A 20332-nucleotide genomic window follows, 5' to 3' on the forward strand; every position below is an offset into this window, starting at 1 on the left:
TCCCGGGCGAACAGCCATGGTACAGCGCCCGGCGACCGACCCGCGGAACTATGCGTGCACGGTGCGCAGGAAGTCGATCAGCACGGCGTTCACCGCACCCGGCGCCTCCTGCTGCACCCAATGGCCGGCGCCGGCGACGATGGTGCTGCCGCGATGCCCCGGCACCGTGTGCGGCAGGGCATCCACCAGCGGTTTCATCAGCGGGTAGATCGGATCGTGTTCGCCCGTGATGAACCAGGCCGGTTGGTGGATGGCGACACCCTGCAGCGGCGCGGTCAGCTCCCAGTTGCGTTCGATGTTACGGTACCACTTCAGCGGGCCGGCGAACCCGGACCGTTCGAAGGCCGCGATGTAGACGGCGAGTTCCGCGTCGCTCATCCAGTGCATCGGCCGCTCCGGTTCGGCCAGCGCCGCCAGCGCGCCGGATGGGCCGATCATGCCGTCCCAGCGCGCTGAGGGACCGGCCGACAGCGTCCACATCATGCGGCGCAGCGTGGCCGCGATGTCCTGCTCAAATTCCTCTTCCGCGCGGCCGGGCTCCTGGAAGTACAGCTGGTAGAACTCCGTGCGGCCGGAGCGGCGCCACGCATCCAGGCGGCTGACCGGCCGGCGCGGCGTGAAGGGCACGCACATGCCTGTCACGCTGGCAAACAAGTCCGGGCGCAGCTGCGCGGCCGCCCACGCGACGGGCGCGCCCCAGTCGTGGCCGACGATGTCCGCCCGCCCGATGCCCAGCTCCGCCAGCAGCCCGACCATGTCGCCGACCAGGTGGTAGATCGTGTACTGCTCGGTGGGCTGCGGCACGTCCGTGCGGCCGTAGCCGCGCATGTCCGGCGCGATCGCGTGGAAGCCCGCATCGGCCAGCGCGCGCAGCTGGTGCCGCCACGAGTAACCTACTTCGGGAAAGCCATGGCAGAGCAGCACGACAGGGCCGCTGCCGGCTTCCGTCACGTGCTGGTGAATGCCGTTCGCAACGATGCAACGTTCGCGGAATTCAGGCATGTGCGCGTCCCGTGCCGGCCGGTGCCTGGGCGATCGTTCGTGCAGCGACGGCGCCCGCGGCAAGGATGCGTGGCACGAGAGGCAGGCTGGTGGTGCGCGCCAATTGAATCGTGCCGACCAGCGAAGCGAACACCGCGCGTGCCACGTCCTGCGCGTTGCGCTGGCCGGGTGGCAGGGCGCCGGCAATCGTGTCGATCAGCGCGGCGACGGCCTTGTCCACCGCCACGCGCGTGGCGGCCGGCCGGCGCGCCAGCTCCGGTGCCAGCGCAGCCACGGCGCAACCGTGTTCCGGGTGGTCGACGTGGCGCGGGTCCAGGTAGTGATCGATGACCGCGTCGAGCGCTTTGCCGGGCGGCGCCTGCTCGATGCGGGCGGCGATGGCGGCGGTGGTCTCGGTCAGCGCGGCCACGACCGCCTCGGCGACCAGCGCTTCCTTCGATTCGAAATGGGCATAGAAGGCCCCATTCGTCAGGCCCGCTTCGGCCATCAGGCTGGCCACCCCGGCGGCGGCGATGCCGTCGCGCCGCAGCACCCGTGCGGCGGTCTGCACCATCTTCTTTCTCGTTTCTTCCTTCTGGCCAGCGGCGTAGCGCATCGCACCTCCTGTTGAAAATATGATCGTAATACAATAGGCCGGACAAAGCCAGTGGCACGCGCTGCCCCATGCGCGATGCGACAGCCTTTCGCCGATCCATTTCCCGTTGCCGTGACCTACCAACATCGGGCCGCGGCGCGGGCATGCCGGCCATCCTCCTCTCCCTTCCGGCAGGGGGCAGGCGTGGGCAGCGGGCTTAGAATCGTGCTTTTGACACGGGAGGCACCATGTCCAGCCATCGACAGCCGGCCGCGCCGGCAAACCAACACGTGCCCGCACAGACCGTGGAGCGGGACAGGCAATCGGATGACTTGGACGAAGCGCTGGACGAATCGTTCCCGGCAAGCGATCCGGTGGCCGTCACGATCACGAGCGTCGATCCGGCGGAGAAGCAGCCGCGCACCTAGCGGGGCAGGGGCGCTTGGCTGTGCGCCCGATTCGGTCAGCGTGCCGCACATCCGGCAGCGGGATTGGCCTGCGGCCCCGCCGTGGTCTGCCTGACGAACGGGATCTCGCCCGCGGGCCCGTAGCTGAACTCCTCCACCGCCACCGAGCGGCGGAAGTCCGCGTTCGACAATGCCTCGTTGTGGTAGAAGAGGTAGGACTTGCCGTTGAAGTGGGCGAAGGCCTGGTGGATCGTGTGCGTGACCTTGTTCTTGTCCATGATGACGCCGCGATAGGTCCACGGACCCGTCGGGCTTGGGCCTGTCGCGTAGGCGATCACCTCCGGCAGTCCGCTCGCATAGCTCAGGTAATAGACGCCGCCGCGCTTGTGCAGGTATGGCGCCTCCTCGAAATTGAACAGGCCCACGGTCTGGATCGGACCCGCCAGCTCGATCATGTTCGGCTTCAGTTTGGCGTACTTCAGCACCTTGTTGCCGAAGTACAGATAGGCCTGACCGTCGTCGTCGACGAATACGGCCGGGTCGATGTCGTCCCAATCGTTCGGCGTCTCGCGGGTCATGTCGTTGGTGACCAGCGCGGTGCCGCGCGCGTCCGTGAACGGGCCGGTCGGGGCATCGGCCACCGCCACGCCGATCGCCATTCCCTTGATGCCGGCATGCTTGACCGGCGCGTACAGGTAATACTTGCCCTGGTGCTTGACGACGTCGGCCGCGAAGGCGTCGCCCTTGGCCCACGCGAACACCCGGTACGTGGCGGCGACGCCGTGGTCCTGCCAGTGCGCCATGTCGCAGGTCGAATAGACGCGCCACTCGTGCATCTTGTAGCCCTGTTCGCCATCGCGGGTCTCGTCGCGGCCCGTGTACAGGTACAGGCGGGGCCCGTCGACCAGCACGGTGGGATCGGCCGTGAAGATGTCGGTGACGATCGGGTTGGCGGCCAGCGTGGCGACAGGCGCGCACAGGCCGGAGAGGACAGCGAAGGACAGGGCGAAAGACAGGGTGAAACGCAGGGGGAGGGGCGGAGCGCTGCGGGCGCCCATGCGTGACAGGAAGGACATGCGTCGGCCGGCGAGGGTGGAGGTCGGCCTATCGTAGCCGAAGCGCTGGTGCGCCGTCTCATGCCGGCCGCTCAATCTGTTGAGCGATTCGGGAGCCGCCGGCGAGGCGCGGCTCCCGGATTACAGGGCGATCAGTGCGCCAGCGCCCCAGCGGCACCGATACCGGTTTCGGAACGCACTTCCTGCGCCTCGAAGCCGGCCTTGTCGATCGCCGCGCGGCGGCTGCTGTCGGTGATCGAGAACAGCCAGATGCCCACAAAACCGACCGTCATCGAGAACAGCGCCGGCGACGTGTACGGGAAGATCGCCTGTGCGTTGTGGAATACGTCGACCCACACGGACTTAGACAGCACCGTCAGCGTCACGGCCGTGAACAGGCCGAGGAAGCCGCCGATCGTGGCGCCGCGCGTCGTGCACTTGCTCCACAGGACGGACATGAACAGCACGGGGAAGTTGGCCGAGGCGGCGATCGCGAAGGCCAGCGACACCATGAACGCCACGTTCTGCTTCTCGAACACGATGCCCAGCAGGACGGCGATGAAGCCCAGCACGATGGTCGTGAACTTCGACACGCGCAGCTCGCTGCCCGGTGCCGGCTTGCCCTGCTTGATCACGGTGGCATACAGGTCGTGCGACACTGCCGAGGCGCCGGACAGCGTCAGGCCCGCCACCACCGCCAGGATCGTCGCGAACGCCACGGCCGAGATAAAGCCGAGGAAGACGTCGCCGCCGACGGCCTTGGCCAGGTGCACCGCGGCCATGTTGTCGCCACCGAGCAGCTTGCCGGCGGCGTCCTTGAAGCCCGCGTTGGTGCCGACCAGGACGATGGCGCCGAAGCCGATGATGAACACCAGCACATAGAAGTAGCCGATCCACGTGGTGGCCCACAGCACGGACTTGCGGGCTTCCTTCGCGCTCGGCACGGTGAAGAAGCGCATCAGGATGTGCGGCAGGCCGGCCGTGCCGAACATCAGCGCCATGCCGAACGAGATGCCGGAGATCGGGTCCTTGATGAAGCCACCCGGGCCCATGATCGCATCGCCCTTGGCATGCACTTCGACGGCCTTGGCGAACAGCGCGGACGGGCTGAAGTCGTACAGTGCCAGCACGGAGAACGCCATGAAGCTCGTGGCGCCCAGCAGCAGGACGGCCTTGATGATCTGCACCCACGTCGTGGCGGTCATGCCGCCGAACAGCACGTACACCATCATCAGCACGCCGACCAGCACGACGGCGATCCAGTAATCGAGGCCGAACAGCAGCTTGATCAGCTGGCCCGCGCCGACCATCTGCGCGATCAGGTAGAACAGCACGACGACGAGCGTGCCGGAGGCGGCGAACATGCGCACCGGCTTCTGGGCGAAGCGGTAGGCGGCGACGTCGGCGAACGTGAAGCGGCCCAGGTTGCGCAGGCGCTCGGCCATCAGGAACGTCAGCACGGGCCAGCCGACCAGGAAGCCGATCGCATAGATCAGGCCATCGAAGCCGTTGGCGAAGACTGCCGCGGAAATGCCGAGGAACGATGCGGCCGACATGAAGTCGCCGGCGATCGCCAGGCCGTTCTGGAAGCCGGTGATGCCGCCGCCTGCCGTGTAGAAGTCGGCGGCGGAGCGGGTGCGCTTGGCGGCCCACTTGGTGATGAAGAGCGTCAGCAGCACGAAGGCCGCGAACATCGCGATCGCCGTCCAGTTGGTGGGCTGCTTGGCGGCCTGGCCCAGGTCGGGCGCGGCCAGCGCGTGGCCGGCGGCCAGCAGGGCGGCGGCTGCCGCGGTGGTGCGGGAAGCGGCGCGGGCAAACAGGCGGGCCATCATCCGCGCACCTCTTCCAGCTGCTCCTTGGTGGCCGCCGCCGGCTTCGCGGCCGCGGCGTTCTTGTGGATCGCGTCCGTCAGCGCATCGAATTCGCGATTCGCACGGCGCACGTAGATGCCCGTGACGGCCACCGTGAACAGGATCACGAACAGGCCGAGCGGCACGCCGCGCGACATCACGCCGTCGCCGATCTTGGCGGCCATGAACTCCTTGTCGAACGCGTTCAGCGCCGTGAAGCCGTAGTAGGCGATCATCACGCCGAAGGTCAGCATCCAGCCGTAGCGGGAGCGGGTCTTGACCAGTTTCTGGTAATTCGGGTCGGATTTGACCCGGCGGACTACATCTTGTTCCATATTGTCTCCAGTGATTTTTTATGGCGAAGCTTATTTCCAAGCAGCCTGGGTGTGACCCTACGTGTGCTTGCTTACCGTACGCTTACGGTTGGGACTGGAGCAGGGCCGGGCATGAAACAGTGCGTGCGCGTACAGAAGCGCGGGCGGCTCGCGCCTATCCTGGCCAGCCGAACCGGAGCATCCATGGACGACACCGCACAGGCGGCCGGCGCGCCGCGCCAGGGCTCGCAGAAAGTCATTTACGCAGCGATCGCCGCGAACCTCGGCATCGCCGCCGCCAAGTTCGTCGTGGCCGCGATCACCGGCAGCGCGGCGATGGTGGCCGAAGGCATCCATTCGGCCGTCGACACGGGCAACGAGCTGCTGCTCCTGCTCGGGGACCGCAAGCACCCGTTCGGCTACGGCAAATCGCTGTATTTCTGGGCGCTGATCGTCGCGCTGTCCGTGTTCTCGTTGGGCGGCGGGCTGTCGATCTATCACGGCATCGCCGCGCTGCAGGCCCCGCCGCCGCTGGAAGACCCGCTGTGGAACTACGTCGTGCTGGCGGTGGCTGCCGTGTTCGAGGGCTACAGCTGGAACGTGTCGCGCCAGGCGCTGAACGCCGTGCGCAAGCCCGGCACGTCGCTGTGGCAGGCTGTCCGCGCCAGCAAGGACGCGTCGGTGTTCACCGTGTTCATCGAAGATACGGCGGCGCTGCTCGGCATCGCCATCGCGGCGGCCGGCATCGCGCTGGGCCAGTACTTCGGCAACCCGTATTTCGACCCGGCCGCCTCGATCCTGATCGGCGCGCTGCTGATCGGCGCGGCGCTGGCGCTCGGGCGCGAGACGGGCCACCTGCTGGTCGGCGAAAGCATCGACCGCGACCAGCTGGCCGCGCTGCATGCGCTGTTTGCCCGCGAGCGGGCGCTGGACTCGGTGGCCAGCCTGCGCACGATGCAGCTGGGGCCCGACGACGTGCTGCTGGCCGCCTCCGTGCAATTCCGGCGCGGCATGCCGATCGACGAGGTGGAGCAGGCGATCGGCCGGCTCGAGGCGGCCATCGCGGCCGAGCATCCGGCCATCCGGCACGTCTATTTCGAAGCATCGGCCCTACGCGCCGCGCTGCACTGACGAGCAGGCGGGCAGTGACCCGGCCGGTGCTGCTACACTCGCATACTTCAGCAAGCATACAGTCCAGAGCAAGACATGAAGAGCAGTTCCTACAGCGGCCTCGTATATTCCACCGAAACGGGCCGCATGTGTCCCGAGTGCCGCCAGAGCACGGCCGCCTGCGTGTGCAAGGCCGCCACGGCGATCAAGGGCGACGGGGTGGTGCGCGTGTCGCGCCAGGCCAAGGGCCGCGGCGGCAAGGTGGTCACGCTGGTCAAGGGCCTCGCGCTCGACGCCACGGCGCTGGCCGCGCTGGGCAAGCAGTTACGCACCGAGTGCGGCAGCGGCGGCACCGTCAAGGATGGCGTGATCGAGGTGCAGGGCGATCACTGCGACCTCGTCATGGCGACGCTCGCCAGGCTGGGCCACCAGCCGAAGCGCGCCGGTGGCTGAACGATCGATACAACCAGGGATACCCATGAAAACGCTGTTATTCGCCACCACGCTTGCCGCTGCCGCCACCGTCCATGCCGCACCTGCCGCACCTGCCGCACCTGCCGCACCTGCCGCACCGGTCCAGACCCGCGACGTACCGGTCAACCAGTTCATGCAGGGCCGCCTGCCGGTGCAGATCCCGCTGAACATCCCCGTGCCGGTGGACTACCAACCGGCGAAGATCAAGAAGATCGGCTATTCGTACTGGATGCGCCCCGACGATGCGGCGCGGGCCAGCGCCGAGAGCCTGCCGACCCGCAATGGCTATATGTACGGCTCGACCGCCACCAACGTCACCTACGATGCGCGCCACAAGGTCTTCTACGGCATCGACGATCCGGGCTCGCTGAACAAGCTGCGCGGCGCCGCCACCAACATCCAGGTCAAGCAGTTCAAGGACGGCAAGTTCCCCGCCGTGGTGCTGTCGATGATCAGCGGGACGACGGGGGAGCCGGCCTACTTCATGTACATGGCGACGGGCGTCAAGAACGAGGTGTTCTACCTGGCGTTCCGCGCGCCGGACGGCCGGCCGGACATCGGCGACGCCGTGTGGGCGAAGCTGGCGGCCGGCATCAAGTAAGCGTCGCGTGGCCCGGCGCGCCGCCGGATCAGTGGCCGACGGGGATCGGATTGTCCCGGATCGACTGATTGAACGCGTTGAAGAACGCGTGCTCGCCCGACCCGGGATTGTCGCGCAGCGCCTGCACGGCTTCCACGTAGACTTCATCCTTGCCCTCGGCCAGGCCTTTCATCGTGGCCGCGACGAAGTCCGGCAGCGGCATCGCGCGCGGATCGCCGCTGCGGTGGATCAGGTCCGTATCCACCCACGGCGGCGCGATTTCGACGACCCGCACGCCGGTCCCGGCCAGCATGAAGCGCTGCGACAGCGCGTACGAGTGGATGGCCGCCTTGGTGGCCGAGTACACGGCTGTATTCGCCAACGGCACGAACGCGAGGACGGACGAGTTGTGGATCACGACGGCATTCCGCTGCCGCTTCAGGTGGGGCAGCAGGGCGGCCGTCATGCGCACGGGGCCCAGCAGGTTTGTCGTCACCGTCGCCAGCGCGGTCTCGTCGTCGATCGCGCCGGCAGCATCGTCGAACGGCATGATGCCTGCGTTGTTGAACAATACGTTCAGGGCAGGGAAGTCCTGCACCAGTTGCGTCGCCACGGCCTGGATCTGGCGCGGGTCCTGGATGTCCAGCCGCACGCCGTGCATGCCCGGATTGGCGCGCGTCACTTCATCGAGCAGCGCCTGGCGGCGGCCGCTGATGATGACCTGGTTGCCCTGGCGGTGGAACGCTTCGGCGATGCCGCGGCCAATGCCCGACGTGCCGCCGGTGATGAAGATGGTGTTGCCGGTGCTGTTCATGATGTACCCTTTCGGTTCGTTGAAGTGATGGGTACATTCTGACCGCGGAACCGATGTCCGGTGGGACACGAATCCCTCGATTCCGGACATTCGCGGCCGCGCCACGCGAGGAGGCAGGTGATGGATGAGACGAGGGACGATCGCGGGCGGCGCACGCTGTGGGGGCGGCACGCACGGGACGCCGGCGGCCTGCCGGCGTGGCCGTGGGCGCTCCTCCTGTTCTTGCCGTTGCTGGCGGCGTGCGAGGCGCGGCACGGCGTCAGCCTCGTCGAACAGGCCGAATCGATGCGTGTCGGGCAGGTGCTGCGGCTGGACAAGGCGCCTCACGGCGACAATGGCCTGGCATGCGTGCTGTATCCGTACCAGCCGCGGGTCGCCGGGCCTGTCCCGCAGGCAGGCAGGATCAACGCCTATCTGGAGATGACCGGTTACACGGCCGATGAAGGGCACTGGGCATTCGTGTTCGCCCGGCCGGAAGGCGTGGATGTCATCCGGTTCAGCCGTTCCGGCAGGCTGGACATCCTGTCCGCGCGGGAGGCGCAGTCCGGCGAACCCCTGCCTGGTGCATTGCGTCCGGACGATTGCGTGCCATTGCACAAGGCGGCGCTGGCGAAGGTCAGGCAGCACGGCCGCACGCTCGTCGTGTTGGGCGAATACTGAAGCGGCCGCGGTCCGACATGGGGAAATAATCAGCGAGCCCCTTCATCTTCACCGGCGACTGCGGCTACACTTGCGTATCGTCTCCCGACCGTGAACATGCCTGCTTTTCGTCCCCGCTTTCACCTCCTGCTTCTGACCATCGCGTTGCCCCTGCTGGCGTGCGCAGTGCCACACCCGCAGGCCCCGCACCTGCTGGCCGATTACGCGCACACCGCGTGGAACGGGCAGCGCGGCGCACCCGCCGACGTGGTGCAGTTCACCCAGACTCCCGACGGCTGGCTGTGGCTCAGTTCACCCAACGGCCTGTTCCGCTTCGACGGCGTGGACTTCCAGCGCATGGACAGCGTGGAAGGACACCGGGTCCGGGCCACCAGCCCCCTCGGCCTGCTGACCACGCGCGACGGCCGGCTGTGGGTCGGCGACCGGTTCGGCGGCATCAGCGTGTTCGGCGCGGGCCGCATGCGCATGTTCACGGCGGCGGAGGGCCTGCCCCCCGGCGCCGTGATGACGATGACGGAGGCGCCCGACGGCGGCGTGTGGGCGGCCACCGTCGGCGGGCTGGGCTACCTGGCGCCCGGCGCGGACCGGTTTCGCCTGATCGGCGACGCCGAGGGCTTGCCCGTCACCTTCACGCGCCAGGTGCTGTTTGGGCGCGACGGCCGGCAGTGGGTGGCCGTCGATGGCGGCGTCTATTACCGCGATCCGGGCATGCCGCGCTACCGGCGTGCGTGGCCCTATATCGACATCATGGCGCTGGCCGAGGCGCCGGACGGCACCGTGTGGGGATCGGACGGCATCGACAAGCATTACCGCATCTTGCCCACGGCGCCGCCCGGCAATCCGGCGCCGCGCGCCGAGTTCGGCGGCAACGGCGCGCTGTTCGACCGTGCGGGCGACCTGTGGATCCTGAAGGTCGACGCGCTGGAACACCGCAAGGCGCCGTATGTGGGCAGCGCCGCGCAACCCCAGCAGATCAGCCGGGCCACCGGCTTGAGCGGCCCGCTGATCCAGACGGCGTTCGAGGACCGCGAAGGCAATCTGTGGGTCGGCACGTCGGCTGGACTGGACCGGCTGCGGCGCGCCCGCCTGCGCGCGGTGCCGGTCGATACGGCGTTCGACCGGCCGGGCGTGATCGCGGACGACGACGGTGCCGTGATCATCGGCGACGCGCGCCAGCCGTTGCGGCGCTACGGTGCCGACGGCAGCGTGCGGACGGTGGCGCGCATCGCGTGCAGGGCCGCCTATCGCGCGCCGGAAGGCACGCTGTGGGTGGCGAACGCGGAGGCGCGCTGGCGCCGCGAGCCGTCCGGCCAGTTCACGCGGTTGCCCCATCCGCCGCACCTGGCCGGGCGCGACACACAGGCGATGGTCATCGACCGCAGCGGCCGCATGTGGGTCTCGCTGTCGCGCGTCGGCCTGTTCCTCGTGGACGAGGGCACGTGGCGCAAGCATGGCGGCCTGGCCGGGCTGCCGGATGCGCTGGCGATGGCGCTGGCGCGCGATGGCGCGGGGCGCATCTGGGCCGGCTACCTGGGCAACCGCATCGCGATGATCGACGGTAGCCGCGTACGCGTGTTCGACAGCGCGGCGGGGCTGGACCTGGGGGACGTGCAGGCGCTGCTGGTCGATGGGCCGCGCATCTGGGCGGGCGGCCGGAACGGCCTGGCGTGGTACGACGGGCAGCGCTGGCATGCCGTCACGCCCGCGGGCCGGCAGCCGCTGCGCGGCGTGTCGGGCCTGGCGCGCACCGGCAACGGCGACCTGTGGCTGCACGGGTCGGACGGCATCACCCGCATCGCGGCCGCCGACGTCGAGCGGCTGCTGCGCGAGCCGGGGCGTGCGCTGCCCTACGAACGGTTCGACGCGCTCGATGGGCTGGTGGGCAGCGCCGAGCAGTTTCGGCCGTTGCCGTCGCTGGCGCAGGGCAGCGATGGGCGGCTGTGGTTCGCCACCGCCAGCGAAGTGGCCAGCATCGATCCGGCGCGCATTCCACGCAACCCGCTGGCGCCGTCGGTGCAGGTGCTGGCGGTGCGCTCGGCCGATGTCGCGTATCCGCCGCGGGACGGCTTGCGCCTGCCGACCGGCAGCCGCGACCTGCAGATCGCCTACACCGCGCCAAGCCTGGCCGTGCCGGAGCGCGTGCGCTTCCGCTACCAGCTCGAGGGCGTGGACGAGCGCTGGCAGGAAGCGGGCGCGCGCCGCGAGGCGATCTACACCAACCTGCGGCCAGGCACGTATCGCTTCCGCGTCACCGCCGCCAATGAGGACGGCGTGTGGAACGACACCGGGGCCACCCTGCGGCTCGTCGTGCCGCCGCGCTTCGTCGAAACGACGTGGTTCACCGTGCTGGTCGTGCTGGCCGGCGCGTTGCTGCTGGCCGGCCTGTATCTGATACGCGTGCGCCGGCTGACGGCGCGGATGGAGGACCTGATGCAGGAGCGCCTCGCCGAGCGGGAACGCATCGCGCGCGGCCTGCACGACACGCTGCTGCAAAGCGTGCAGGGCCTCATCATGCTGTTCGACCAGCAGCTGCGCAAGCTGCCGGTCGGCTCCGCGGAACGCACCAAGCTCGAACAGACGCTGGACCTGGCCGATGCGCTGATGACGGAAGGGCGCGAATGCATCTCCGACCTGCGCGGCAGCGGCGCGCCGGAGGAGCTGGCGGACGCGCTGACGCAATACGGCCTCGTGCTGTTCGGCGAGCGCTTCACGGCCACCATCCGCGGCACGCCATGCGCCGTGTGCCCGAAGGTGCGCGGCGAAGTGCTGGCGATCGTGCGCGAGGCGCTGTTCAACGCGTCGCGCCACGCCAACGCGTCCGCGGTGGAACTGATCGTCGACTACCGCAAGGGCGGCCTGGCCGTGCTGGTGCGCGACGATGGCCGCGGCATGACGCCGGCGCTGGCGGCGGGCGATGGGCGGCCCAGGCACTTCGGCATCACCGGCATGCGCGAGCGGGCACGCGCGATCGGCGCGGCATGCACCTTGCTGTCCGTGCCGGGCGCCGGCACCACCGTCAGCGTGGAGATCCCGGCCGAGCTGGCGTATGGCGCGCGCCGGTCGGCGGCGCTGTTTGCCCGCTTGCGGCAGTGGCGCCGTTCGCGCGCCCACGTTGAATAGCGGCCCGTCACTCGAAAGAGCGACGGCATGCGGGCTCGTTGTGGTGATTACAACAGTGCCTCCCGACGTTAAGCTGTACAGGCATGAAAACGATGTCAGTCACTAAAACGTAGAGAGGAAAGCATGACCAGCCAGACCAACCCGAACGCGCTGCGGCGCAACGTCCTGATGAGCGCAGCCGTGGCCGGTGCCGCCGCCGCCGGCGTCTCCGCGGGCGCCACCGCGGCCCCGACGCATGCCCCGGCCCGTGCCGGCGGCACGCTGACGACGCGCGACGGCGTGACCCTGTACTACAAGGATTGGGGGCCGAAGAACGGCCAGCCCGTCGTGTTCTCGCACGGCTGGCCCCTGAACTCGGACAGCTGGGAAGGGCAGATGCTGTTCCTGGCGGACCACGGCTACCGCTGCATCGCCCACGACCGCCGCGGCCACGGCCGTTCGAGCCAGCCGTGGGACGGCAATCACATGGACCAGTATGCCGACGACCTGGCCCTCGTGATCGAGTCGCTCGACCTGAAGAACGCCGTGCTGGTCGGCTTCTCCACCGGCGGTGGCGAAGTGGCGCGCTACGTCGGCCGCCATGGCACGAAGCGTGTCGCCGGCCTGGCGCTCGTATCGGCCGTGCCGCCGCTGATGCTGAAGACGGCGGACAACCCGGGCGGCCTGCCGCGCGAAGTCTTCGACGGCATCCGCGCCGGCTCGATCGCCAACCGTTCGCAGCTCTACAAGGAAATCGCGGCGGGCCCGTTCTTCGGCTTCAACCGCCCGGGCGCGAAGGTGTCGCAGGGCCTGATCGACAGCTGGTGGATGCAGGGCATGATGGCCGGCCACAAGAACACGTACGACTCCATCAAGGCGTTCTCCGAGACCGACTTCCGCGCCGACCTGCGCAAGTTCGACAAACCCACGCTGATCATCCACGGCGACGACGACCAGATCGTGCCGATCGATGCGTCCGGCCGCGCCTCTGCCGCGATCGTCAAGCATGCCAAGCTGCTGGTCTATCCGGGCGCGCCGCACGGCCTGACGGACACCCACAAGGACCGCGTCAACAACGACCTGCTGGCATTCATCAAGGGCTGACCGGCCACCCGGCCGCTACAGCGAAATGATGCCGCGCTTGACGGCGATGGCAACGGCATGGGTGCGATCGCGCGCACCCAGTTTCGCCAGGATCGTCCGGATATGCGTCTTGACGGTATCTTCGGCGATCCCCAGCTGCACGCCGATCTGCTTGTTCGCATTGCCGCCGGCGGCGCTGCGCAGCACCGCCACTTCACGCTCGCTCAGCTGCGGCTGGCCCAGGTGCTCGACGAGCGTGCGGGCAACGTCGGGCGGAATCCAGCGCGTGCCCGCATGGACGGCGCGGATGGCGTCCAGCAGGTCCTTGCGCACGCTGCTCTTCATCAGGAAGCCGGCGGCCCCCAGTTCCACCGCGCGGCGCATCTGGTGGTCGCCGGCCAGCGTCGTCAGCATGATGACGCGCGCATGACCGTGCTGGCGGCGCAGCGCTTCCAGTGTCTGGATGCCGTCGAGGCCAGGCATCGCGATATCGAGGATCGTCACGTCCGGCCGCAACGCCGCGAACGACGGCAGCACGTGCGTGCCGTCCTCCAGCTCGCCGACGACGGTCATGTCGGGCTGGCCGGCGATCGTGTCGGCCAGCCCGGCGCGCACGATCGGATGGTCGTCGACGAGCAGGACGCGGATGGGCGTGGACTGGGACGTTTCGGTAAGACGCAAGGCAAGGACTCCATGGGGCAGGAGGCCGACAGTTTAATACAGCCGCGCAGCCCCCGGCAATGCGCCCCGGCCGTTTTGCGCAGGCGTTTCGCGCAACGTTACACAGCGCGGCTTTTCACCACTCACGAAGGAGCAATCATGAAATCGATCTACCGTTATACTGGAACCGCCGCGGCGCTGGCATTGGCCGCGCTGCAGGCACTGTCGCCGGCTTGCGCGCAATCCGCCACCGCGGCCGCGCAACCGAAATTCGATGCCAAGGGAATCGCCCGCACGGAGACTGTGCGCCGGCCGTTCGACGCGAGCCGCGAAGCGATCCAGGTCCGCGTCGAGTTCGCGCCGGGGGCATCGTTCCCGAAGCACTCGCACCCCGGCGTGGAAATCGCCTACGTGTTGAGCGGCACGATCGAGTATGAACTGGAGGGCAAGACGGTGCGGCTGCAGGCCGGGGAGTCGCTGTACATTCCTGCCGGCGCCGTGCACTCGGCCAAGAATGTAGGGGCGGGCATCACGGGCGAACTGGCGACCTACGTGGTCGAGAAGAACCAACCGATCGTGATCCTCGCCAAATAACCATTTGGAGGAAAATGTGACGACGAACGCCAGGATCCGCAGCCTGATCTGCGGTCTCGGCTTCGCCGCGCTGGCACTGCCGGCGCTGGCGGCCGGGCCGGCATGGGTGGAGAAGAGCAACGCCAACGCGCAGCTGCTGCTGATCGTCGGTGCCAAGTACGCGCCGGAGAACGCGAGCTCGCTCGGCGTCGATGGGTACGACGAGCGGATCATGGATTTGTCGCGCGACCAGTTCGCGCCGCAGCAGCGCGATACGCGCGCGGCGATCGCGGAACTGCGCCGGCGCCTGGCCAATGAACGCGACCAGAAGGTGAAGCAGGACCTGGAAATCCTCATCAAGGCGGGCGAAGACCAGTTGCGCACGGCGGCGCTGGAGCGCAAGTACTTCCTGCCATACCTGAACGTCGCCCAGCTACTTTACGGGACCGTGCGCGAGATGCTCGATCCGCGGATTCCCGCCGCGCGCCAGCAAAGCGTCGTGGCGCGGCTGGAGAAATACGCCGGCCGCGCGCAGGGCTACCGACCGTTCACCGAGCTGGCCGTCGAACGGATGCAGGAGCGGCTGAAGGCGGACAGGAAGCTGCTCGGCCCCTACAAGGGCGAAGTGGAGCAGGCGCTGAACGACAGCCCGGTCCTGCTGCAGGGCATTCGCGAACTGCTCGTCAAGAGCGGTGTGAAGGGCTGGGAACCCAGCTACGCGGCGCTGGAACGGCAACTGGCAGCGTATGACGCGCACGTGCGCGCGCAGGTGCTGCCGCGCTCGCGCACCGACCACCGCCTGCCGCCGGAAGTGTATGCGGACCGGCTGCACCAGATCGGCGTGGACATCGGGCCGCGCGAACTGATCGCGAAGGCGCTGACGTCGTTCGCGGAAATCCGCAACCAGATGACCATCACGGCCGGGCTGATCGCGCAGCAGCGCAAGCTGCCGGACGCGGACTACCGGGCGGTGATGAAGGAACTGAAGAAACAGCAGATCGGCACCGACCGGGTGATGCCGCTGTACGCCGAGCGCCTGGCGCAGATCGAGGCGGCGGTGCGCCAGCACGACATCGTGTCGCTGCCCGAACGCCAGGCCGTGATCCGCCTGGCGACGCCCGCGGAAAACGCGCAACAGCCGGCCCCGCACATGAACCCACCGCGGCTGATCGGCAACACTGGCGAGTATGGCGAATTCGTGCTGACGACGGGCATGCCGCCGGACGCGAACGGCAAGACGCTCGTGTTCGACGACTTCACGCACGAAGCGGGCAGCTGGACGTTGACGGCACACGAAGCCCGCCCCGGCCACGAACTGCAGTTCGCCAAGATGCTGGAGACGGGCGTGTCGACGGCGCGCGCCGTGTTCGCGTTCAACAGCGTCAACGCTGAAGGCTGGGCGCTATATGCGGAGGCGGAGATGCAGCCGTTCGAGCCCCTAGACGGCCAGCTGTTCGCGCTGCAGGCGCGCATGCAGCGCGCGGCGCGCGCCTTCCTCGACCCGATGGTCAACCTGGGCGAGATCACGCCGGACGGCGTGAAGAGCTTCCTGATGGAGGAAGTGGGCTTGTCCGAAGGGATGGCGACGCAGGAAATGCAGCGCTACACGTTCCGCGCTCCGGGCCAGGCCACGTCGTATTTCTACGGCTATCAAAGGCTGATGGAAACGCGGCAGGCGGCCGAGGTGGCGTTGCGGCACAAGTTCAACCGCAAGGCGTTCAACGATTTCGTGCTGGCCCAGGGCCTCGTGCCGCCCGCGCTGTTGCGCAAGGCCGTCATGGAAGAATTTGTTCCGGCAAACCGCTGACGGTCTCCTCATAGGGCGGGACGTGTACCGATATCGATTGCGATATCGGTACGCTGGAAAAAGTGATTGACGACGCGCGCAACGCTGTCGTACATTGGTTTCGTCCATCTTGATAGCGACCGTGCGACTGCGCATCGGGAGGACAGCCAACCGCGCCACAGAAGCGCGATTCCACATATGTCATCGGGTACCGGTCTTCGACCATCGAGGGTACTTGACATGCGCCATTCCACCATCGCCTCCGCCGGCTGCGCCGTCCGCGCCGTCCGTTTTTCCGCACGCCTCCCAACGCCGTTCCGGCATCCTGTGCACCGTCCTGCCGCATAGCGCGCGGGATCGTCATGCACGCCACCTGAAGCCCAACAACCGGTGACGCCACAGCGTCCATCGGACAGTCGCACCCCGGCCAACCGCACAGACGGTGCCGTCCACACCACAAACGGAGACCACATGTACATCCCATTGCAACGCACGCTGATCCACCTCGCCGTGGCCGGCACCTGCGGCATCCTCGCGCTGCCCGGCCAGGCCGAGGAAACCCAGGCCGGCACGAACGCGGGCGACGAGACGCCTGCCGCGCCAGCCCCCGAATCTGCCCCTGCACCTGCGCCACCGCCCGCGGCAACCAGCGCGGCCAACACCGTCGTGGTCTCGGGCTCCCGCATCGCGGCGCGCGGCTTCACGCAGCCGACGCCAACGACGAGCCTGACGTCCGCCGACTTCGACAAGGCGGCCAAGCCGAACATGTTCGAATCGCTCGTCGAGCTGCCCGCGCTGCAGGGCAGCACCGGCCGCACGACGAACACCTTCAGCACGTCCAGCGGCATCCAGGGCCTGTCGTCGCTGTCGCTGCGCGGCCTGGGCACGATCCGCACATTGACGCTGCTGGACGGCCAGCGCGTCGTCGGCGCCAACGTCACCGGCGTGACGGACGTCAGCCAGTTCCCGCAACTGCTCGTCAAGCGGGTGGACGTCGTGACGGGCGGCGCTTCGGCATCGTACGGGTCGGACGCGATTGGCGGCGTCGTCAACTTCATCACCGACAAGAAGTTCACGGGCTTCAAGGCCAATGTGGCGGGCGGCATGACGCGCTACCACGACGACAAGAGCGGAACATTGCAGGCCGCGTGGGGCAAGGGCTTCCTGGACGACCGCCTGCACGTGACGGTCAGCGGCGAATTCACGAAGCAGAACGGCATCGATTCGCCAGGCTTCGGTGAAGTGGGCCCGAACGGCCGCACGTGGTACGACAATCCCGCGCTGCAGGAATCGACGAAGGCCATGCAGGCGGCCGGCGCGCCGCGCTACAAGTACATCCACCACGCCCAGCACATCCAGTACGCGAAGTATGGCCTGATCACGGACGGCCCGTTGCGGGGCACGGCGTTCGGGCCGGGCGGCACGCCTTACCCGTTCGAGTACGGCACGGACTGCGTCGGCAACTTCTGCATCGGCGGCGACCGGGCCGGCAGCGTGGGCGCCGGCACGAACCTGGCGATGAACTTCAAGCGCCAGGTCGCGTACAGCCGCGTGTCGTGGAACCTGGATGCCGACAACGAGATCTACGTCACCGGCAACTGGGCGCAGGTGAAATCCGTGTTCTCGCCGAATCCCGGCGCGGCCAAGCAGGGCAACCTGGCGATCCGCTGCGACAACGCCTTCCTGCCGGCCAGCGTGGCCGCCGGCTGCGCGACGGGCTACCCGAGCGGCGTGATGTCGGTCGGTACCTCGAACGGCGAATTCCCCGCCAATATCAACGTGCATCCGACGCGCACGCAGCGCCGCTTCGTCGTCGGTGCCGACGGCCGCTTCGCGCTGTTCGGCAAGGACTGGACGTACGATGCCTATGCCGAACATGGCGAGAACACCACCGTGATCCACGTGCGCGACATCACGCTGAACCGCCGCTACAACTTCGCGATCGATGCGGTGCGCGACCCCGTCAGCGGCCAGGTCGTGTGCCGCAGCGCCGAGGCGCGCGCGGCCGGCTGCCGCCCGATCAACATCTTCGGCGACGTGCCGATCGACATGGCGGGCTGGCAGTACATCGCGCCGGCGAACGGGCCCGTGCAGCACACCGACTCGAGCCAGAACGTGGCCAGCATCAACATCAACGGCGAGCTGGCCGAAGGGTGGGCCGGGCCGATCTCGATGGCGTTCGGTGCCGAGTACCGGCGCGAGAAGTACGCGGTGCATGGCGACCCGTATGGCGCCGGCGTGGCGTACGAATCGCCGTACAGCGACAGCTATCCGCTGGACCCGACCTTGTCCGCCACCGGCGACAACTGGTTCGCCGGGAACTACCACAACGGCAAGGGCAGCTTCAACGTGAAGGAAGCGTATGTCGAATTCAATATCCCGTTCCTGAAATCGGCCACGTTCGGCGAGGCGAACCTGAACGTCGCCGACCGCCAGGAAAAGTACAGCACGGCCGGCCATGCGAGCGCGTGGAAGATCGGCGCCACCTGGAAGACTCCGGTGGACGGCCTGCGCCTGCGCGCCGTCAGCTCGAAGGACGTGCGGGCACCCAACCTCAGCGAGCTGTATGCGGCGATGACGGTGACGAACCAGGCCGTCAACAACAACCAGGGCACGTCGGTGCAGATCCAGCAGCGCAATGTGGGCAACCCGGCCCTGAAGCCTGAGACGGCGCGCAACAACTCGTTCGGCGTGGTGCTGAGCCAGCCGGGCTGGGCGCGCAACTTCAACCTGTCGATCGACTACTACGACATCAAGGTGAAGAACGTCATCAATTCGCTGAACGCCCAGCAGGAGGTGGACCTGTGCTATGCCGGCTACCAGGACGTGTGTGCTGCCGTGTCGATCAATGGCCCGGCCGGTACGAACTACGTGCTGGCGCAGAGCTTCAACTTCGCATCGCTGCATACCCGCGGGGTCGACTTCGAGATGGCCTACCGCAAGAGCCTCGCCGACTACAACCTGCCCGGCAGCGTGACGTTGCGCGGCCTGGCCTCGCGCACGATCCATTCGATTTCCGATCCGGGCGTGCCGGGCACCACGCCGAGCGAAGGGGCGGGCAATATGACGGGGTCCACGCCGAAGTGGAAAGCGTTGCTGTCGCAATCGTGGGACAGCGCCCGGTTCGGCCTGACGCTGACGGAGCGGTGGATCAGCGCGGGCGTGATCAACAACGAGTACATCGAATGCCAGGCCAACTGCCCGCTGCCGACGGCCGCCCACCCGACCATCTACGACAACCACCTGCCGGGCGCCGTCTACCTCGACCTGGGCGGCACGTGGAACCTGACGAAGCAGGCGACCGCCTACTTCAAGATCGACAACCTGGCCGATCGCGATCCCGTGCTCGTACCGCAGACGAACCTCAGCCTGGCGCTGAACCCGGCAATCTATGACGCGGTTGGCCGAACCTACCGGGCAGGGGTACGCATGACGTTCTGATGGCTTGCCTCGGCTGGATCTCCCGCCCGCAACCGGCGGGCCGGTCCAGCCGCTGCCTTGCGCCTCGCATCCTGCCGATTGTGTACCCTTGCACCGGCAGCGCGGGCGCAGACGCGGCGCCACGCTGCCGTTCACGTGAAGGAGGGAAGCGCCATGGATCCGAACAGCCCCGCCAACCCGGCAAGCGGCACCGTCTCGCAACAGATCGCCGCCTATGAAAACTGGATAGCGCGGTTGCGGGTTGCCGCCGGCACCGTCATGCAGCTCTTCCGGCAGGCCGCGATGTTGCCGCAGGGCGCCGGCAATGCGATCGATGGCGCCAGCCATGAGTTCTACAGCGCCGTGCAGCAGCTGGATCAACTGGCGGTCACCGCACTCACCGGCCTGCAACAGAACCCGCCCGTGCAACCGCCAGTGGCGCTTGCGCCGGCCGGATTGCCTGCCTGGCCGGATGACGCGACGGCCGTGTCGTTCGCCGCCGCCTGGGCAGAGACCAAGCCCCAGCTGCAGGCGTTGGAAACACAGCTGATCACATCGACCGCCGGGCGCCCGTACGGCGGCGTGCTCGCAAGCCTGATCAGCGCCGGCGACATGCTCGTCGAGACCGCCGCCGCGAACGACCCGGGCCAGGCCTGACCGGCCATCCCGCACGCGACTAGCGTAGTGGACTTCACGCGGCGGCGATTTCGTTCCGCCCCTTGGTCAAATTCGAAATTGCGGCGCGCCGGCGCACTTCGCACAATGCCTCCACGGTCCCGCGCCGGGCCGCCCACCCGACAGCAAGCAACACCAACACGGCGCAATGTCGCGCACCGCCCGGTGCGCTCACCATCCACCCGCCCGCACCGGG

18 protein-coding genes are annotated in these 20332 nt (G+C 68.1%); 11 read left to right on the plus strand and 7 right to left on the minus strand.

Translation table 11 applies throughout. The features are described 5' to 3' along the window. Positions 1 to 48 precede the first annotated feature (48 nt). Both IP92_RS07180 and IP92_RS07185 read right to left on the minus strand, forming a co-directional pair. On the minus strand, positions 49 to 1002 hold the full coding sequence (locus IP92_RS07180) for an alpha/beta fold hydrolase (RefSeq protein ID WP_145873837.1): 954 nt from the start codon (positions 1000 to 1002) through the stop codon (positions 49 to 51). Next, positions 995 to 1597 (minus strand): TetR/AcrR family transcriptional regulator, encoded by a 603-nt coding sequence (locus IP92_RS07185; protein ID WP_158206673.1) that lies wholly within the window; start codon positions 1595 to 1597, stop codon positions 995 to 997. Before IP92_RS07185 ends, IP92_RS07180 begins: the two co-directional genes overlap by 8 nt. Positions 1598 to 1824: 227 nt before the next feature. Between IP92_RS07185 and IP92_RS07190 the strand changes: the two genes are divergently transcribed. Further along, a complete protein-coding gene (locus IP92_RS07190; protein ID WP_145873839.1) occupies positions 1825 to 2004 on the plus strand; it encodes a hypothetical protein in 180 nt (59 codons plus the stop codon). Between the two features lie 35 nt (positions 2005 to 2039). Here the strand turns inward: IP92_RS07190 and IP92_RS07195 are convergent, their stop codons facing one another. The 3 genes from IP92_RS07195 to IP92_RS07205 all read right to left on the minus strand — a co-directional run bounded on the left by IP92_RS07195 (position 2040) and on the right by IP92_RS07205 (position 5223). Continuing rightward, positions 2040 to 3059: a glycoside hydrolase family 43 protein gene (locus IP92_RS07195; protein WP_229418669.1), complete on the minus strand. Its 1020-nt coding sequence runs from the start codon at positions 3057 to 3059 to the stop codon at positions 2040 to 2042. A 131-nt stretch (positions 3060 to 3190) separates the two neighbouring features. Further along, the gene (locus IP92_RS07200) at positions 3191 to 4867 is read right to left on the minus strand and encodes a cation acetate symporter (protein WP_145874074.1); all 1677 of its coding nucleotides are present in this window, start codon (positions 4865 to 4867) and stop codon (positions 3191 to 3193) included. Next, positions 4867 to 5223 carry a DUF485 domain-containing protein gene (locus IP92_RS07205; protein WP_145873840.1) on the minus strand — a complete coding sequence of 119 codons (357 nt, stop codon included), beginning with the start codon at positions 5221 to 5223 and terminating at the stop codon, positions 4867 to 4869. Before IP92_RS07205 ends, IP92_RS07200 begins: the two co-directional genes overlap by 1 nt. A 183-nt stretch (positions 5224 to 5406) precedes the next feature. On the opposite strand from IP92_RS07205, the gene IP92_RS07210 reads away from it, so the two are divergent. The 3 genes from IP92_RS07210 to IP92_RS07220 all read left to right on the plus strand — a co-directional run bounded on the left by IP92_RS07210 (position 5407) and on the right by IP92_RS07220 (position 7387). Continuing rightward, positions 5407 to 6333 (plus strand): cation diffusion facilitator family transporter, encoded by a 927-nt coding sequence (locus IP92_RS07210; protein ID WP_145873841.1) that lies wholly within the window; start codon positions 5407 to 5409, stop codon positions 6331 to 6333. A 75-nt stretch (positions 6334 to 6408) separates the two neighbouring features. Further along, positions 6409 to 6765: a translation initiation factor Sui1 gene (locus tag IP92_RS07215; RefSeq protein WP_145873842.1), complete on the plus strand. Its 357-nt coding sequence runs from the start codon at positions 6409 to 6411 to the stop codon at positions 6763 to 6765. Positions 6766 to 6790: 25 nt separating this feature from the next. Beyond that, complete coding sequence (locus IP92_RS07220; protein WP_145873843.1) at positions 6791 to 7387, plus strand: hypothetical protein; 597 nt, start codon at positions 6791 to 6793, stop codon at positions 7385 to 7387. Between the two features lie 28 nt (positions 7388 to 7415). Here IP92_RS07220 and IP92_RS07225 read toward each other — a convergent pair whose 3' ends face one another. Beyond that, positions 7416 to 8180, minus strand: coding sequence for an SDR family oxidoreductase (locus tag IP92_RS07225; RefSeq protein WP_145873844.1), 765 nt, complete (start codon positions 8178 to 8180; stop codon positions 7416 to 7418). Positions 8181 to 8300: 120 nt separating this feature from the next. Between IP92_RS07225 and IP92_RS07230 the strand changes: the two genes are divergently transcribed. From IP92_RS07230 to IP92_RS07240, 3 genes are all read left to right on the plus strand, one after another. Beyond that, complete coding sequence (locus IP92_RS07230; protein ID WP_145873845.1) at positions 8301 to 8840, plus strand: hypothetical protein; 540 nt, start codon at positions 8301 to 8303, stop codon at positions 8838 to 8840. Between the two features lie 165 nt (positions 8841 to 9005). Continuing rightward, positions 9006 to 11960, plus strand: a complete 2955-nt coding sequence (locus IP92_RS07235; RefSeq protein ID WP_145873846.1) for a sensor histidine kinase — start codon at positions 9006 to 9008, stop codon at positions 11958 to 11960. A 123-nt stretch (positions 11961 to 12083) separates the two neighbouring features. Beyond that, entirely contained in the window at positions 12084 to 13043 is a 960-nt protein-coding gene (locus IP92_RS07240) for an alpha/beta fold hydrolase (RefSeq protein ID WP_145873847.1), read from the plus strand. Positions 13044 to 13058: 15 nt separating this feature from the next. Here IP92_RS07240 and IP92_RS07245 read toward each other — a convergent pair whose 3' ends face one another. Continuing rightward, positions 13059 to 13703, minus strand: coding sequence for a response regulator (locus IP92_RS07245; protein WP_145873848.1), 645 nt, complete (start codon positions 13701 to 13703; stop codon positions 13059 to 13061). A gap of 138 nt (positions 13704 to 13841) precedes the next feature. Here IP92_RS07245 and IP92_RS07250 point away from each other — a divergent pair, with 138 nt between their 5' ends. From IP92_RS07250 to IP92_RS07265, 4 genes are all read left to right on the plus strand, one after another. Next, complete coding sequence (locus IP92_RS07250; RefSeq protein WP_145873849.1) at positions 13842 to 14276, plus strand: cupin domain-containing protein; 435 nt, start codon at positions 13842 to 13844, stop codon at positions 14274 to 14276. 16 nt (positions 14277 to 14292) lie between these two features. After that, complete coding sequence (locus tag IP92_RS07255) at positions 14293 to 16062, plus strand: DUF885 domain-containing protein (RefSeq protein ID WP_199271894.1); 1770 nt, start codon at positions 14293 to 14295, stop codon at positions 16060 to 16062. A 450-nt stretch (positions 16063 to 16512) separates the two neighbouring features. Then, positions 16513 to 19482, plus strand: coding sequence for a TonB-dependent receptor plug domain-containing protein (locus tag IP92_RS07260; RefSeq protein ID WP_145873850.1), 2970 nt, complete (start codon positions 16513 to 16515; stop codon positions 19480 to 19482). Positions 19483 to 19635: 153 nt separating this feature from the next. Further along, positions 19636 to 20118, plus strand: a complete 483-nt coding sequence (locus IP92_RS07265) for a hypothetical protein (protein ID WP_145873851.1) — start codon at positions 19636 to 19638, stop codon at positions 20116 to 20118. The last annotated feature ends 214 nt before the right edge of the window (positions 20119 to 20332 follow it).

Origin of the sequence: Pseudoduganella flava (assembly GCF_007830495.1) — a bacterium.
In the GTDB taxonomy this organism is placed as follows: domain Bacteria; phylum Pseudomonadota; class Gammaproteobacteria; order Burkholderiales; family Burkholderiaceae_D; genus Rugamonas; species Rugamonas flava.